The organism is Betaproteobacteria bacterium, from assembly GCA_016720855.1.
GTDB lineage: Bacteria > Pseudomonadota > Gammaproteobacteria > Burkholderiales > Usitatibacteraceae > FEB-7.
In genome coordinates this window covers 529,890-544,021 of the sequence record JADKJU010000001.1, presented here as the reverse complement: position 1 = coordinate 544,021, position 14,132 = coordinate 529,890, and the positions used below count along the sequence as shown (strand labels likewise).

At 64.1% G+C, this 14,132-nt stretch carries 16 protein-coding genes; 6 read left to right on the top strand and 10 right to left on the bottom strand.

Annotated features, from left to right (window positions below; all coding sequences use genetic code 11):
• Positions 1 to 17: 17 nt before the first annotated feature.
• Positions 18 to 461: a DUF1178 family protein gene (locus IPP91_02375; protein ID MBL0140921.1), complete on the top strand. Its 444-nt coding sequence runs from the start codon at positions 18 to 20 to the stop codon at positions 459 to 461.
• A gap of 21 nt (positions 462 to 482) precedes the next feature.
• Here the strand turns inward: IPP91_02375 and IPP91_02370 are convergent, their stop codons facing one another.
• Entirely contained in the window at positions 483 to 1,691 is a 1,209-nt protein-coding gene (locus tag IPP91_02370; protein ID MBL0140920.1) for an acyl-CoA dehydrogenase, read from the bottom strand.
• A 32-nt stretch (positions 1,692 to 1,723) separates the two neighbouring features.
• Between IPP91_02370 and IPP91_02365 the strand changes: the two genes are divergently transcribed.
• Positions 1,724 to 3,718, top strand: coding sequence for a S9 family peptidase (locus IPP91_02365; protein MBL0140919.1), 1,995 nt, complete (start codon positions 1,724 to 1,726; stop codon positions 3,716 to 3,718).
• A gap of 6 nt (positions 3,719 to 3,724) precedes the next feature.
• On the opposite strand, the gene IPP91_02360 is transcribed toward IPP91_02365, so the two are convergent.
• The 7 genes from IPP91_02360 to IPP91_02330 form a co-directional block, all read right to left on the bottom strand.
• Positions 3,725 to 4,165, bottom strand: coding sequence for a DUF3429 domain-containing protein (locus IPP91_02360; GenBank protein ID MBL0140918.1), 441 nt, complete (start codon positions 4,163 to 4,165; stop codon positions 3,725 to 3,727).
• Between the two features lie 11 nt (positions 4,166 to 4,176).
• On the bottom strand, positions 4,177 to 5,148 hold the full coding sequence (locus IPP91_02355; GenBank protein MBL0140917.1) for a tripartite tricarboxylate transporter substrate binding protein: 972 nt from the start codon (positions 5,146 to 5,148) through the stop codon (positions 4,177 to 4,179).
• A gap of 10 nt (positions 5,149 to 5,158) precedes the next feature.
• Positions 5,159 to 6,319 (bottom strand): aminotransferase class V-fold PLP-dependent enzyme, encoded by a 1,161-nt coding sequence (locus IPP91_02350; GenBank protein MBL0140916.1) that lies wholly within the window; start codon positions 6,317 to 6,319, stop codon positions 5,159 to 5,161.
• 85 nt (positions 6,320 to 6,404) lie between these two features.
• Entirely contained in the window at positions 6,405 to 6,974 is a 570-nt protein-coding gene (locus IPP91_02345; protein MBL0140915.1) for a polyisoprenoid-binding protein, read from the bottom strand.
• 13 nt (positions 6,975 to 6,987) lie between these two features.
• The gene (locus IPP91_02340; GenBank protein ID MBL0140914.1) at positions 6,988 to 7,554 is read right to left on the bottom strand and encodes a YceI family protein; all 567 of its coding nucleotides are present in this window, start codon (positions 7,552 to 7,554) and stop codon (positions 6,988 to 6,990) included.
• Between the two features lie 3 nt (positions 7,555 to 7,557).
• Positions 7,558 to 8,112, bottom strand: coding sequence for a cytochrome b (locus IPP91_02335; GenBank protein ID MBL0140913.1), 555 nt, complete (start codon positions 8,110 to 8,112; stop codon positions 7,558 to 7,560).
• Positions 8,102 to 8,545 carry a MarR family transcriptional regulator gene (locus IPP91_02330; GenBank protein ID MBL0140912.1) on the bottom strand — a complete coding sequence of 148 codons (444 nt, stop codon included), beginning with the start codon at positions 8,543 to 8,545 and terminating at the stop codon, positions 8,102 to 8,104. The genes IPP91_02335 and IPP91_02330 overlap by 11 nt, the downstream gene beginning before the upstream one ends.
• A 402-nt stretch (positions 8,546 to 8,947) precedes the next feature.
• Here IPP91_02330 and IPP91_02325 point away from each other — a divergent pair, with 402 nt between their 5' ends.
• A complete protein-coding gene (locus tag IPP91_02325) occupies positions 8,948 to 9,649 on the top strand; it encodes a hypothetical protein (GenBank protein MBL0140911.1) in 702 nt (233 codons plus the stop codon).
• A gap of 184 nt (positions 9,650 to 9,833) precedes the next feature.
• Here IPP91_02325 and IPP91_02320 read toward each other — a convergent pair whose 3' ends face one another.
• On the bottom strand, positions 9,834 to 10,304 hold the full coding sequence (locus tag IPP91_02320; protein MBL0140910.1) for a MarR family transcriptional regulator: 471 nt from the start codon (positions 10,302 to 10,304) through the stop codon (positions 9,834 to 9,836).
• Between the two features lie 146 nt (positions 10,305 to 10,450).
• On the opposite strand from IPP91_02320, the gene IPP91_02315 reads away from it, so the two are divergent.
• The gene (locus tag IPP91_02315; protein ID MBL0140909.1) at positions 10,451 to 11,251 is read left to right on the top strand and encodes a hypothetical protein; all 801 of its coding nucleotides are present in this window, start codon (positions 10,451 to 10,453) and stop codon (positions 11,249 to 11,251) included.
• A 220-nt stretch (positions 11,252 to 11,471) separates the two neighbouring features.
• Here the strand turns inward: IPP91_02315 and IPP91_02310 are convergent, their stop codons facing one another.
• Positions 11,472 to 12,014: a hypothetical protein gene (locus IPP91_02310; GenBank protein MBL0140908.1), complete on the bottom strand. Its 543-nt coding sequence runs from the start codon at positions 12,012 to 12,014 to the stop codon at positions 11,472 to 11,474.
• Between the two features lie 269 nt (positions 12,015 to 12,283).
• On the opposite strand from IPP91_02310, the gene IPP91_02305 reads away from it, so the two are divergent.
• Together IPP91_02305 and IPP91_02300 are read left to right on the top strand one after the other, a co-directional pair.
• The gene (locus IPP91_02305; protein ID MBL0140907.1) at positions 12,284 to 13,285 is read left to right on the top strand and encodes an extracellular solute-binding protein; all 1,002 of its coding nucleotides are present in this window, start codon (positions 12,284 to 12,286) and stop codon (positions 13,283 to 13,285) included.
• Between the two features lie 19 nt (positions 13,286 to 13,304).
• A complete protein-coding gene (locus IPP91_02300; protein ID MBL0140906.1) occupies positions 13,305 to 14,126 on the top strand; it encodes an ABC transporter permease in 822 nt (273 codons plus the stop codon).
• Positions 14,127 to 14,132: the final 6 nt, after the last annotated feature.

The following is a 14,132-nucleotide window of genomic DNA, read 5'->3' as shown; positions in this document are numbered from 1 at the left end:
CTCCCCATTTCCTTTCCATGAAGGTCTTTCGACTCTCCTGCAGCCAAGGGCACGACTTCGAGGGCTGGTTCGCCTCTGCGGACGAGTTCGACCGCCAGCACGCGGGCGGCGAGGTGCGCTGCCCGCTATGCGATGACCAAAGCGTCGCCCGGTTGCCCTCTGCTCCTTACGTGAACACGGGGGCTCGCGGCACCCAGACGATGCCCGTGGTCGCCCGGGATCCGGTCTCCGCACCGGAGCTTTCGGCTGCCCTCGCGAAGCTCAAGTCCTACGTGGCGACCCATACCGAGGACGTCGGGCGGATGTTTCCCGAAGTCGCGCGCCGGATCCACTATGGCGAAGAATCGTCGCGCGGGATCCGCGGTCGCGTGTCGGCCGATGAAGCGGTCGAGCTGCGCGAGGAGGGGATCGACGCCGTGCCACTACCGCCGGGCATCGTGCTGGACGAAGAACTGCATTGAAGGCGCGCGAGGCGTTCGCGGTCAGAAAGCCGATATTCCCGTCTGCGCACGCCCGAGGATGAGCGCATGCACGTCGTGCGTGCCCTCGTAGGTGTTGACCGCCTCGAGATTCAGCATGTGGCGAATCACGTGGTACTCGTCGCTGACCCCGTTCCCGCCATGCATGTCCCGCGCCACGCGCGCGATGTCGAGCGCCTTGCCGCAGGAGTTGCGCTTAACCAGGGAGATCATCTCCGGCGTGGCACGGCCCTCGTCGAGCAGGCGCGCCACGCGCAGCACCGCCTGCAGTCCCAGGGCGATCTCCGTCTGCATGTCCGCGAGTTTCTTCTGGATGAGCTGGTTGGAGGCGAGAGGTCGCCCGAACTGGCTCCTGTCCATCGTGTACTGGCGCGCCGCCTGCCAGCAGAACTCCGCGGCGCCCAGGGCTCCCCAGGCGATCCCGAAGCGCGCCTTGTTCAGGCACCCGAACGGACCCTTGAGCCCCTTCACGTTGGGCAGGAAGTTGTCGTCAGGGACGAAAACCTCGTCCATCACCACTTCGCCCGTGACGGAGGCCCGCAGGCTGAACTTGCCCTCGATCTTTGGGGCCGAAAGCCCCTTCATGCCTTTCTCGAGCACGTAGCCGCGGATGTCGCCCGCGTCATCCTTGGCCCACACCACGAAGACATCCGCGATGGGCGAGTTCGAGATCCACATCTTGGCGCCGCTCACCCGCCAGCCGCCGTCCACCTTGCGCGCGCGCGTGATCATCCCGCCCGGATCGGACCCATAGTTGGGCTCGGTGAGGCCGAAGCACCCGACAAGCTCGCCGGTCGCCAGGCGCGGAAGCCATTTCTCGCGCTGGGCCTCGGTGCCGTAGGCATGGATCGGATGCATGACGAGCGAGGATTGCACGCTCATCGTGGAGCGGTAGCCCGAATCGACGCGCTCGATCTCGCGTGCGATGAGACCGTAGCAAACGTGGTTCACACCCGCGCAGCCATAGCCTTCGATCGTGGAGCCCAGAAAGCCGAGTTCCCCCATCTCGTTCAGGATGGCACGGTCGAATCGCTCGTGGCGATTGGCCTCGAGAATCCGGGGCTGGAGCTTTTCGTGGCAGTAGGCGCGGGCGCTGTCGCGAACCATGCGCTCTTCCTCGGACAACTGGTCCTCGAGGAGAAAAGGGTCTTCCCACCGGAAAGCGGGCTTGGTATCGCTGGGCTTCATGGGATCTCCCGAATTTGCGCCCATTCTACCGCCCGCCGCCGGTAGAATCGCTCGCCATGGCCACCAAATCCCAACGCCTCGGCGCCGAAGACCTCTGGCGGATTGCGCGACCTGCGCAGCCCACCCTTTCACCCGACGGCGCGCAGGTGTGCGTTTCCGTCACCACCTACGACATGGAGGAGAACAAGGGCCGCTCCAAGCTTTGGCTCCTCTCCACGTTCGGGGGTGAGCCCCGGGCCCTGACGGAGGCCGGGGAAAAGGACGGCGAGCCCCGCTGGTCGCCGGACGGCACGAACATCGCGTTCGTCGCGAAGCGCGACAAGGATGAGGAACCGCAGCTCTGGCTCATCGCGCCCGACGGGGGCGAGGCGCGCCGGGTCACGCAGATGCCCACGGGAGTTTCCGGCATCAAGTGGTTCCCGGATTCGCGCCGCGTGGCGTTCATCTCCTGGGTGTGGCCCGACGCGGTCGGCTACCAGGCCCACGAGGCGCGCTACAAGGAACACAAGGACTCCAAGGTCAAGGCACACGTCGTGGAGCACGAGGCCTACCGCTATTGGGACCACTGGCTCTCGGATGGCCGCGTGCCCCGGCTCTTCGTGGTCGATGTGGCCACGCAGCGCATCACGGACCTCTTCTCGGGTACGCCCTACGAACTGCCGGCCGCCGATCCGTCCGCGCATCACTACGACATCGCGCCCGAAGGCGGTGAAATTGCCTTCACTTTCGACCCGGCCGAGGAAAAACGCTTCGACCACGAATACCACGTCGTCGTGCTCGACCTGCGCGGCAAGCGGTTCAGCACGGTCACGAAGGGCTCCCGGCTGAGCCACGGGAGCCCGAGCTATTCGCCAGACGGACGATGGCTGGCGCTCCTCACGCGGGACATCCGCCGCAGCCCGGTGGCCGAATCGCGCATCGCACTCATCGAGCGCAGGACCGGTCGGCTGAAACCGCTTCCGGATGCGTGGGACCGGGACGTGCACGGGCCGCTCGCCTGGGAGGCAGACTCCTCGTCGCTCGTGTTCGTCTCGGAAGATCGCGCCCGCACTCACGCGTTCCGCTGGCGGCTGGGCGAAAGCAACCCGGAAATTGCGGCGCTGGGAGGTACGGTCTCCGAATTCGCCGTCGCGCAGAACGCGATCGTCTTCGTGCGCAACGCGATGAGCACGCCTCCGGCGGTCTTTTGCACTTCGCCGGACCGGGGCGAGCGCCGGATCGACCGCTTCAACGACGACGTGATGGCCGGGATTGCGCTGGGGGAAGTGCGCGAGTTCGAGATCCGCGGCTGGAATGGCCGGAAAGTGCAGATGTGGGCGATCTACCCGCCGAACTTCGATCCCTCGAAGAAATGGCCGCTGCTGCACAACATCCACGGCGGGCCGCACGGGATTTGGGGCGACAACTTCCATTTCCGGTGGAACAACCACGCCTTTGCCGCGCAGGGCTACGTGGTCGTTTGCGTGAACTACCACGGTTCGTCGTCGTTCGGACAGCGCTTCCTCGAGTCCATCAATGGCGAGTGGGGCAAGCGCGAGTACGCCGACGTCGAGGCCGGGACCGATTTCATGTTGCGCACCGGATACATCGACCGCCGCCGCCTGCTGGCCGCCGGGGGGAGCTATGGCGGCTACATGGTCGCCTGGATGAACGGCCACACGGACCGCTACAAGGCCTTCGTCTGCCACGCCGGATGCTTCGACTGGGTGGCGATGTTCTCCGATGATGCCTGGTACTGGCATCCCAAGGAACTGGGAGCCTTCTACTGGGACGACCCGGGCAAGGTGGACAGGCAGAATCCCCGGGCGCAAGTGCAACGCATGAAGACACCCACGCTGGTGATGCACGGCCTCCTCGACTACCGCGTGCCGGATTCGCAGGCGCTCGCCTACTACAACACGCTCAAGGCAAGGGGCGTTCCCGCGCGCCTGGTGTTCTTCCCGGATGAGAACCACTGGATCCTGAAGCCACAGAACTCCAGGCTCTGGTACCGGGAGTTCTTTGCCTGGCTCGAGCGCCACGCGCCCGCGCGCCGCAAGCGCCGGAAGTGAAGGCGCCTAGAGCCGGAAGAGGGCGACGGCGAGAATCAGCACGACCAGTACGCTGACAACGGTGCGAAGGTCCACGAACCAGCTCGGCAGCAGGCCCCGGCCCGCCATCCACTGGTCGGCAACCCACACCGCAGCGAAGAGAGCCAGGGCGGAGCCCACCTGCCACCTGGGCGAGGGAAGCCAGAGCAAGGCCCACGCGGCGAGCGATGACACGGTGCTCAGCCCGAGCGCGGCGACGCGCGTGGCCTCGTTTCCGCTCTCGTCGCGGATCGCAAGCCCCCATTCGATGCCCCCGAGGAAGGACAGGATCACCGCTGAGTAGGTGACGAGCGCGGTGATGGCGGGCACGCGAACGCTGGAGGCGTCCGATGCGTAGAGCGCGCCCGTCGCGAGAACGAAGGGAACGGCACCTGCGAAGGCGAGAAACCAGGCCAGGCGTCGAACCATGGCACGTCCTTTCAGTCGACCGTGGCGCCCGAAGCCCTGATGAGCTTCGCGTACCGGGCGGCCTCGGTCTTCACGTAGGCGGCGAACTCCGCAGGCGTGCTGCCGACCGGCTCCGCGCCGAGAGCGAGCATCTTCTCGCGCACATCGGGAGCGGCGAGTGCCCGGACGAACTCGGCATGCAGGCGATCGACGGCAGGCTTCGGCGTGCCGGCCGGCACGAAGATCCCGAACCACGTGCTGATGTCGAAACCGGGCAGGCCCGACTCGGCGATCGTGGGCAGGTCGGGCGCCAGATCGGAGCGCCTGGCGGTGGTGACCGCGAGTGCCCGGACGCGGCCGCCTTTCACCTGCGAGAGCGATGAGGCCAGGTTGTCGAACATGGCGTCGATGCGCCCTCCGACGAGATCCTGCATCGCGGCTGCCGCACCCTTGTAGGGAACGTGAACCATGTCCACGCCGGCCATCGACTTGAAGAGCTCGCCGGCGAGGTGGCCCGCGCTGCCCGTGCTGCCGGACCCGAAGTTGAGCTTGCCGGGCTGCGCTTTCGCCAGCGTGATGAACTGCGCCACCGAAAGGGCCTTGACCGCGGGGTTCACGACCAGCACGTTGGGCGTGGAGGCGACTTGCGTGACGGCGATGAAGTCCTTCTGCGCGTCGTACGGAATGCCCGGATAAAGCGTCGGGTTGATCGCGTGCGTGGCGACGGCGCCCATGAGGATCGTGTGGCCGTCGGGGACAGCTCTTGCGACCGCATTCGCGCCGATGTTGCCGCCTGCCCCGGGTACGTTATCCACCACCACGGGCTGCTTGATGCTCGCGGAAATCTTCTGACCGAGAAGGCGGGCTACGATATCGAGCGGGCCGCCGGCGGGGTAGGGCACCACGAAGCGGATCGGCTTGGCCGGAAAAGCCCCGGCGGCGAGGCCGGCTGGCGCCGCCAGCGCCACGAGCGCGGCGGCAGCGGCGAGTCTCAGGACGTTCATGGGGACGATCTTATCGCAGAGCTCCGTCGACCGCTTCGAGCAGGGCGTTCACGGCCGCCTCGTCGTGATACACGCCGAAGCCGAAGCGAAGGCGACGATCGCGCCGGTCGATGTAGATGCCGCGTGCCGCCAGGCGCTGCTGGGCGTCCTCGGCGCACTCGAGGTCGAAAGTGAGGAAATTGCCGCGTGGCGATCCGGCCGGCGGTACGAGGCTATCCCGGGGCAATCTTTCGAGAGCCAGGCCATCGAGACCGTCGAGGAATTGTGATTGCAGGTGTTTCGCGTGGGCATGGATGGCGGCGACCGTGACGCCCAGGCTCGAAAGCCAATCCATCGCCGCGTTGAAGCGATACAGCCCGGAAGGGTCGAACGTTGCGCCCCAGAACCGGAACGCGTCGGCGGAATAGGGAACCGCCGCACCAGGCTTGCCGGACAGGGAATCGTACGCGGCGTACCAGCCCGTGTCCGCCGGCCGCAGGTCGCAGCCCGGCGGAATGGCGAGAAAGCACGCGCCTTCGCCCGACATCGCGTACTTGTAGCCGCCCGCCATGTAGAAGGCGCGCCGATGGAGTCGGGAAAGATCGACCGGCAATGCATGGAAGGCGTGGTACCCGTCGATGGCGACGACCGCTGCCGGCGGCGACGCATTCACGATCGCTTCGAGGTCACGGACGACGAACCCGGAATCGAAGAAGACATGGGATACCCACACCAAATCCCATTCGCCGCCCGATGCCGCAGCCGCGAATCGCCGGTCGAACGTCTCATAGGGCTCGGCCGGGATCTCGGTGAGCGAAAGCCTGCCCGTTTCCGCCAGGCGCCTCGTCTGGCGCCGGAAGCTGTGAAACTCGTGCGCGCTCGCCAGGACGCGCACCGGGCGCGACCAGTCGAGGCAGGAATACAGGCGCGCCACGAACTCGTGGGTGTTGGGCGCGAAGGCCACCTGCCTCGCATCCGACAGCGACAGAAGCCGCGCGATGTGGGCCTGGGAGTCCGGAAGCACCTTGCCCAGGACATGCGCCCACTTGCGATCGGCGAGCGTGGCCGAGTCGGTCCAGTAGCGTGCGTGCGCGGATTCCGTGACGTCGGGCCAGGGATGGTGGCTGTGGGCCGCGAAGTGAAGGAGATCCGGGTTCGCGGCAAAGAAGCGGGAGAAGTGGGAGGCGAGCATGGCCGCCAATTTTGTGGTGTCGCTGCCCGGCGTGCAAGAAAAAAGGCCGGCGGTGCCGGCCTCATTTCGCAGGCGCGAACTTCCCTCAGTCCTTCAAGGCTTCCACGTTGATGCGCAGCGTAACTTCGTCGGCGACGTTGGGCACCGCGTACTTCATGCCGAAGTCGGTCCGATTGATCTTCGCGGTGAACTCGCCGCCGCAGGCTTTCTTCCTGGCCATCGGATGGTCCGCGCACTTGAACTGGCTCGCGGTAAGGGTCACAGGCTTCGTGACGCCAAGGATCGTGAGTTCGCCCGGCACCATCTTGACTGTGTCGCCATCCATGGTGAATCCGGCCGACTTGAACGTGAGCGTGGGAAACCTCGCCACGTTGAAGAAATCCTCGCCCTTCAGGTGCGCCTCGAGCTTCTCGTTGCCTGTGCTGATCGATGCGGCATCGATCGTGATGTCGACCATGCCCTTCTTCGCAGCGGCGTTTAGGGTGATCTTGCCGCTGGTCTTGTTGAACCGGCCGCGCTGGATGGAGTAGCCGAAGTGGCCGATCTCGAAGCTCGGGTAGGTGTGCCCGGAATCGATGGTGAAGGTTTCCGGAGCCGCGAAGGCAGCAGTGGACAGCGCGCTGGCGACCAGCGCGGCGAGGGCAATGCGTTTCATCGGGACAAGCTCCTTACCTGGTGGTGGACGGAATGACGAACTTGAAGCGGACGATGATCTCGTCGGCCACGGTGTCCGTGTCCGACCAGGCGCCATCGCCGATTTTGAATTGCAGCCGCTTGAGCGGGAATTGCCCCTCGACGGTGCGAGCCCCGCTCGCGTCCACGACGGTGAACGGTGCGGTGATGTTCTGGGTGGCGCCCTTGATGGTGAGGGGGCCGGTGGCCTCGAATTTTCCCGGGCTGGTGGACTTGACGGCAGTCGCGACAAACTTCGCCTTGGGGAATGCCTCGATGTTGAGCCATGGCTTTCGCTTGGCTTCCGTTTCGCCTTCGGGATTGCCCAGGTCGATGGATCCGAGGTCCACCTCGAACTCGGCCCTGGTCGCCTCGGGCTTCTTCGGGTCGAACGAAACCGTCGCGTCGAACTTGCGGAAGCGCCCTTCGACGGGGACGTTCATCTGCTTGAAGGCAAAGCGGATCTGGCTCTTGTCGGCGGCGATTCTCTGCGGCGCCTGGGCGAGGGCGGGGAGGGCGATCGCGATCGCGACGGCGGCACTGGCAATCAGACGGAGTCTCATGGGTCAGGACCTTGTCTTGAGAAACGGGAGCATGCGGGCAAGCACGTCATCGCCATCGACGACGTGGTGCTTGAGGGCCGCGGCCGCGTGCAACACGACCAGGGACGCGAGCGTGTAGTTGGTGAACCGATGGACGAGTTTCAGGATGTCCGCCAGGTCCTTGTTCTTCGACAGGAGGTCCGGCAGGGGCAGCACGCCGAAATAGACCGTCTGGAATCCCGCGGCGGAACTGAAGAGCCATCCCGTGAGGGGGGCGGCGAAAAAGAGCACGTAGAACATGTGGTGCGACGCCTTCGCGATGGTGCGCTGCCAGGCGGGCATGGACGAGGGCAGGGCGGGCGAGGGATGCGAAAGGCGCCACAGGAGGCGAACCGCCGAAAGCAGGAAGATCGTGACCCCTGCCCATTTGTGCCACGAGTAGTACTTGAGCTTTGAAGGCGAGAGGGGCAGGTCCACCATGTAGAGGCCGAAAGCCAGGTTCCCGATGATGAGGAGCGCGGCGATCCAGTGCAGGCCGATGGCGGTGGCGGTGAATTCGGTGGTGTTGCTAGAGCTCATCGCTTTTCTTCTCCAGGGCCTCGCGCAGTTGCTTGAGGCGCTTCTCCAGTTCCTTGCGTCCGCATTCCGGCATCGATTCGAAGGCAGGAGCCAGGAAATCCAAGTGCGGTTCGAACACCTTCCCGAAAAGGAGCTGCCCCTCGGGCGTCAGGCGCACAAGGGTGGAACGACCGTCATTCGGGCAGGCCACGCGCTCCACCAGGCCGCGGCTTTCGAGGCGATCCACGACCCCGGTCAGCGTTCCCTTGGTGATCAGCGTGCGGTTGCCAAGTTCCTTGAACGAGAGGCCGGGCGTATTACCGAGCGTCACCACGATGTCGAACTGGGGCGGGGTCAGCCCGGTCCGCCGGACGTGGGTGTCGGAAACCCGCTGGAAAGCCTGGTAACACCGGGCCAACTCCCGGATCACCGGCACCGCGATATCCTTCGACACTTTAGACCATTAATAGTTCTAACACGAACTATTATGCCCTTATTTCAGGGGATCTGCAAGGCAGAACTGAGCATCTCTTCGTTTGGGGCACGACCCGCCTTGTGACGTCTCCTCCGTCCATCGGCGCCAAGGGGTGACCTGAATGCCCCCGGTCCAGTAGAAACGATCTCGTGGACGGATAAGGCCACCTTCCTCGGCACGAGACGCATCAAGTGCGGTCCGGTGGCGCGCTTCCGCAGTATATTCACGGCATTTGACAGCGTTAACTAAAATGTACACTATTTTAACGTATAAAATTGAATCGATTTTGCTCGATTGCTTCGTGAACAATTCGCGGCTAAACGCAATACAGGAAACTGTTCCTTGAATAGAGCTATCGCAGCAGTGGCATGTGTTCTCCAAGTGACGACCCTCGCGCCACTGCAGGCGCTTGCCTCGCCAGCGCTGCAAGACCGAAGCGGTAGCGGGGGCGAAGGCTTCTTCGCGCCCGAACTGAAGAAGGGCGATCGTCGCGCACATATCGAGATCGGATCGGACGGGCGAGCCTCACGTATGATCGGCAATGACGGCGAGGCATCCGACATCACCTACGATCACCGGGACCGCGTCAGAGGCATCCACGGGGCGAAGATCAACATCGACACCTACTTCGCGAACGACTCGGACATCCGCCCCTCGATGATGCGGCGGGACGGGAAGCTCTACGATGTGGTCTTCGACAACGCTCAGGCCGTGCGCTTCGTGCTGCGAACCAGTGACAAGGTGTGGGTCCAGAACGATGAGCCGACCACGGTTGGCGAGGACGCCGCCGCCCAGGCAGCGGTGGGGGCGCACGCACAAGGCGGCTCCGTCGAGGCGATCCTGCAGGACATCCGCGCATTCGCCGACCGCGTTGCGGCGTATATGTGGTGGGCAGGATTCGCAGGCTCGGCATCCTACGCCATCCTGGCCGGGGTCGAGTCCGATGCGGCGTTCGCCGCCGGGTTGGCCTTCTGGGGCTTCGGCGGCATGGCGGCCGTTGTCGTGGGGCTCGGCGCATACGGGTGGGGGGTTATGATGTACGACGCCTTCGGGGACGCGTTCTGGATGTGGATGCCTTACTGATGAAGAAGCCGACCCCTATGCAACGTGCGCCCTCCGAACTGAGTCCCCGGCAGGAGCTGGCTTGGCTCGTAATGGCGGCAGTCACCATAATCGGCATGGCCGCCGGAATGCGGGAGTTCTTCAACGTCGACTTCACGCAGCCGCACGTGGTAGTCATTTACTGCATCGCTATGTTCGCGATCGTCTACGTTGAGCGAAAGTTTATCCGCGACAACAGCACCCATGACGGGATGCCGAAGCGAGACGACACTGAGAAGTAGTGGATTGCGACTAGAGAGGCGCGGGTGCGCCCGGGGTCCTCGCCAGACGCCGTGTGTTGACATAATACAAAGTCGAACATCCGGTCGCCGGCGGGTGTCAGCCGGACGAGGGTGGAACTGCCATCCTGCTGGCAGGCCACGCGCTCCACCAGGCCGCGGCTTTCGAGGCGATCCACGACCCCGGTCAGGGTTCCCTTGGTGATGAGCGTTCGGCTGCCGAGTTCCTTGAATGACAGGCCGGAGGTATTGCCCAGCGTGGCTACGATGTCGAACTGGGGCGCCGTCAGGCCGGATTTGCGGATATGGGCCTCCGAAACCCGCTGGAAGGCCAGGTAGCAACGGGCCAGTTCACGGATCACGGGAACCACGACGGCTCTGGGCAAGGGAATGCTCATATAGTTCTAGTACAGACTATTATTCATGGCAATACACTGATTGGCAAGCAGGTTTTCAATTCGTATATCAGATGGCGCATGGTGCTGCCATGCCATGGACCTTATCGAGCAAAATGCCTCGGAAACCACTTGAAAGGCAATATCGAATGGTCCTTGATCGCCCTCTCGCCAAGCTGTCATCCCTCGCCGGCCTGGCCACGATTGCATTCGCCACTGTCGCGTCGGCCGCCGACAGTGGTCATTCGTTCAGCGGAAAGGCGGCTCTGTATTCGGAGTACGAATACCGGGGCCTTGCCCAGACGTCGGAGGATCCCGCTCTTCAGCTCACGCTCGACTATGCCCACGCGAGCGGCTTTTATGCTGGAACCTTCCTCAGCAACGTCAAGTGGCTGGAGGACACGGGCGAAGTGCTGGGCAAGCCCACGGACGCCAAGGTCGAGTGGGATTTCTATGGCGGCTATCGCAGGAGCCTCGCTCCCGGATGGACGGCGGACCTGGGAGTCCATCGGTACCAGTACCCGTCGACACCGTCATTCGAGCCCAACCTGGGTAGCCCCAATACCACCGAGGTGTACGCGGGTCTCGGCTGGGGGCCGGCCACGCTCAGGTATTCCTACGCGCTCACGCAGTTATTCGGCGTTCCAGACAGCGAGGGTTCGGACTATCTCGAGCTTTCGGTGAACCACCCGGTGACGGCGAAACTCACGCTGAATGGCGTGGTGGGCCACCAGCGATATCGGGGTTCGCAGCCTGCCGCGGGGCAGCAATTCGACAACGGGAATTTCGACTACACGGTCTGGAAGCTAGGCGCGACGTACGACTTCGGCAGCGGGTTCACGGCCGGGGCGTACTACAAGGGCACCGATGCCAACCCCCTGTACTTCACCTTCAACGGAATGGACTGGAGCGACGACCGGCTGGTCGCCTTCGTGGCCTATTCGTTCTGAGCGTCGCTTTGGCTCAAGCGGGCTGCGAAGGCCCAACCAGCTTCGCGATTCGGGAGCGCTGCGCGCCGTGGTCCACACCGATGTCCCCGATGACCCCAAGCGCCTCGTCGCTTTTCACTTCATCGGTGGGTCAGGACCGACTGGGATAACAGTTTACATAATACAAATTATGCGACATTCAGGAGGCTGCCCGGAGGCGGCTCCGCACAAGGCCGGGCCCTCATTCGCGCCCGGCCTGCCATAACCGGAACAGCCAGACGATCGCTGCGAGCATCACGAACACGGCCACCCATCGCGTGAGCCCAGCCATCAGCGTGTCCCGGTGAAGGATGTGCCATCGGCTGAAGATCTCGGCCCAGTCGTGGTCGCCGCCTCCCACCAGAGGCAATTCCTGCACGCGCGCGTCGGCCATATAGCGCGCGACATTCAACAAATTCTCGCCGAGCCATACGGCTCCTGCTGCGGTTCCGGCAGCATGCCCGCGACGGTGGAAATGCACCGCCACGGCCACGGGGAATGCGAGCTGGAACAGCGTACCGCCGTAGACGCTCGCACGGCTGCTGAATAGTCCGGTAAGCGGGTGTCCCGCCTCGTGGAGCGCGAGATTCGCGCTGTCGAGAATCGGGACCCAACCCGTTCCACTGAACGCGTGAAAGGCCAGGCAGATGGCGGCAAACGAAGCTACCGCTACAAGAGCGGACAACGTGACCGGAATGACGTCCGTTTCGCTTTCTGGCATCTCGAAGTATTGCCGAATTGGCATTATACATTACGTTATATCAATAGCTTATAATATCTAATTAAAGTGTCTCTTTAAGTGTAGGCTAGCTACACTATTCCCCCGGCCGCTACTCGACGAGGCCTACTTGTCCGTTTTACGCCGCTCTTCCCTGCCGATTCAGGAGCGCCGTCGGGTATGACACAATCAGGCTCAACGTCCTCCACGCCCGGGCGTGGCTGTGAGGTTCGTCAGCGAACCGGAACTTACCCGACATACGATTTGCCGACTACGATCAAGACAAAGGGGGGACCATGAAGATCAGAACCGTGCTTGCCGGATTCGCCGCTGCCGTCGCGTTCGCCGGGCCAGCTGCAGCTGCCGATGTCATCTGCTACAACTGCCCGTTCGAGTGGGCCGACTGGGGCACGATGCTGAAGGCGATCAAGGCGGACCTCAAACTCGACATCCCGCACGACAACAAGAACTCCGGGCAGACGCTCTCGACGCTGATTGCCGACAAGGCGAACCCGGTAGCCGACATTGCCTATTTCGGCGTGACCTTCGGCATCAAGGCGGGCGAGGCGGGAGTGATCGCGCCCTACACCCCCAAATATTTCAACGAGATTCCGGCTGGCCTCAAGGCGCCCGACGGCAGCTGGTTCACCATCCACTACGGCACCATCGGCTTCTTCGTGAACGTCGACGCGCTGCGTGGCGTGCCAGTGCCGAAATCCTGGAAGGACCTGCTGAAGCCCGAGTATGCGGGGCTGGTGGGCTATCTCGACCCGACGAGCGCCGCTGTGGGGTACGCCGCGGCAACCGCGGCCAACCTCGCGCTCGGCGGCACCACCAGCGACTGGGGGCCGGGCATCAAGTACTTCAAGGACCTCAAGAAGAACCGTCCGATCGTGCCGCTGCAGACCTCGTATGCGCGCGTGCTCTCCGGCGAAATCCCGATCATGTTCGACTACGATTTCAACACGCTTCGCGGCAAGTACAAGGACAAGTGCAATTGCGTGTTCGTGATTCCCCAGGAAGGCACCATCGTGCTTCCCTACGTGATGAGCCTGGTCAAGAACGGCCCGCACCCCGAGAACGCCAGGAAAGTGCTCGACTACCTCATGTCTGACAAGGGGCAGGCGATCTGGGCCAACGCCTACCTCAGGCCGATCCGGGCGTCCGCCATGACCCCGGAGATCGCCGCCAAGTTCCCGCCCGCCGAAGAGTACAAGCGCGCCAAGGTGATCGACTACGCGAAGATGGAAGCTGGGCAGAACGCCTTCCGCGATCTGTACCAGAAAGAGGTCCGCTAGCGGTCCACCGCGCCCGCCCATGCGAGGTAGCGAGAGCCGCAACCTGCTGCTGATGGTGGCGCCGGCGATCATCGTCGGCGCCGCTTTTTTTCTGCTCCCGCTGGCTCGCCTGGCGCTTGTCGGCGCAACGGGCAAGCTCGGCCTTGCAGCGTACACGGCCGTGGTCACGAACCCGCAGTACTTCGGGGCACTCACCTCCACCATCGTGCTGTCGGTGACGGTCACCGTCGCGACCCTCGTGATCGCTGGCATCGCGGGCGTGTTCCTCGAGCGCAACCACTTCTTCGGGCGCGAGGCGCTGATCTCGATGCTCACCCTGCCCCTTGCCTTTCCGGGCGTGGTGGTCGGCTTCATGGTAATCATGCTCGCCGGGCGCACCGGCCTCATAGGCGAGCTCACCTCCCACTTCGGCGCGGGCCGCCTGGTGTTCGCTTATTCCATCGCGGGCCTCTTCACGGGCTACATCTATTTCTCCATTCCGCGGGTGATCCTCACCATCATGGCGGCGGCGGAAAAGCTCGACCCCGCGCTGGAGGAGGCGGCCAAGTCGCTGGGCGCCAACCCGTGGCGGGTAATCGTCGACGTGATCCTGCCGGCCCTGAAACCCGCGCTGATCGCCTCGGGCGCGATCTGCTTCGCGACCTCGATGGGCGCGTTCGGCACGGCGTTCACCCTGGCGACCGACATCAAGGTGCTGCCGATCGTGATCTACACCGAGTTCACGTTGCTCGCCAACATCGGCCTGGCGGCGGCGCTGAGCATGGTGCTTGGGGTCATCACCTGGGCCACGCTGGCGATCTCCCGGGTGGCGGCGGGCGCGACCGCGGCGGCGGCGGGCTGAGGCGGC

What these genes read in the sequence shown, in the direction of transcription:
- IPP91_02375 (MBL0140921.1), top strand. Translation starts at nt 18, where the DNA reads ATGAAGGTCTTTCGACTCTCCTGCAGCCAAGGGCACGACTTCGAGGGC.
- IPP91_02345 (MBL0140915.1), bottom strand. Translation starts at nt 6,974, where the DNA reads ATGAAACGCATTGCCCTCGCCGCGCTGGTCGCCAGCGCGCTGTCCACT.
- IPP91_02355 (MBL0140917.1), bottom strand. Translation starts at nt 5,148, where the DNA reads ATGAACGTCCTGAGACTCGCCGCTGCCGCCGCGCTCGTGGCGCTGGCG.
- IPP91_02365 (MBL0140919.1), top strand. Translation starts at nt 1,724, where the DNA reads ATGGCCACCAAATCCCAACGCCTCGGCGCCGAAGACCTCTGGCGGATT.
- IPP91_02320 (MBL0140910.1), bottom strand. Translation starts at nt 10,304, where the DNA reads ATGAGCATTCCCTTGCCCAGAGCCGTCGTGGTTCCCGTGATCCGTGAA.
- IPP91_02340 (MBL0140914.1), bottom strand. Translation starts at nt 7,554, where the DNA reads ATGAGACTCCGTCTGATTGCCAGTGCCGCCGTCGCGATCGCGATCGCC.
- IPP91_02350 (MBL0140916.1), bottom strand. Translation starts at nt 6,319, where the DNA reads ATGCTCGCCTCCCACTTCTCCCGCTTCTTTGCCGCGAACCCGGATCTC.
- IPP91_02335 (MBL0140913.1), bottom strand. Translation starts at nt 8,112, where the DNA reads ATGAGCTCTAGCAACACCACCGAATTCACCGCCACCGCCATCGGCCTG.
- IPP91_02305 (MBL0140907.1), top strand. Translation starts at nt 12,284, where the DNA reads ATGAAGATCAGAACCGTGCTTGCCGGATTCGCCGCTGCCGTCGCGTTC.
- IPP91_02360 (MBL0140918.1), bottom strand. Translation starts at nt 4,165, where the DNA reads ATGGTTCGACGCCTGGCCTGGTTTCTCGCCTTCGCAGGTGCCGTTCCC.
- IPP91_02300 (MBL0140906.1), top strand. Translation starts at nt 13,305, where the DNA reads ATGCGAGGTAGCGAGAGCCGCAACCTGCTGCTGATGGTGGCGCCGGCG.
- IPP91_02315 (MBL0140909.1), top strand. Translation starts at nt 10,451, where the DNA reads ATGGTCCTTGATCGCCCTCTCGCCAAGCTGTCATCCCTCGCCGGCCTG.
- IPP91_02310 (MBL0140908.1), bottom strand. Translation starts at nt 12,014, where the DNA reads ATGCCAATTCGGCAATACTTCGAGATGCCAGAAAGCGAAACGGACGTC.
- IPP91_02370 (MBL0140920.1), bottom strand. Translation starts at nt 1,691, where the DNA reads ATGGGCGCAAATTCGGGAGATCCCATGAAGCCCAGCGATACCAAGCCC.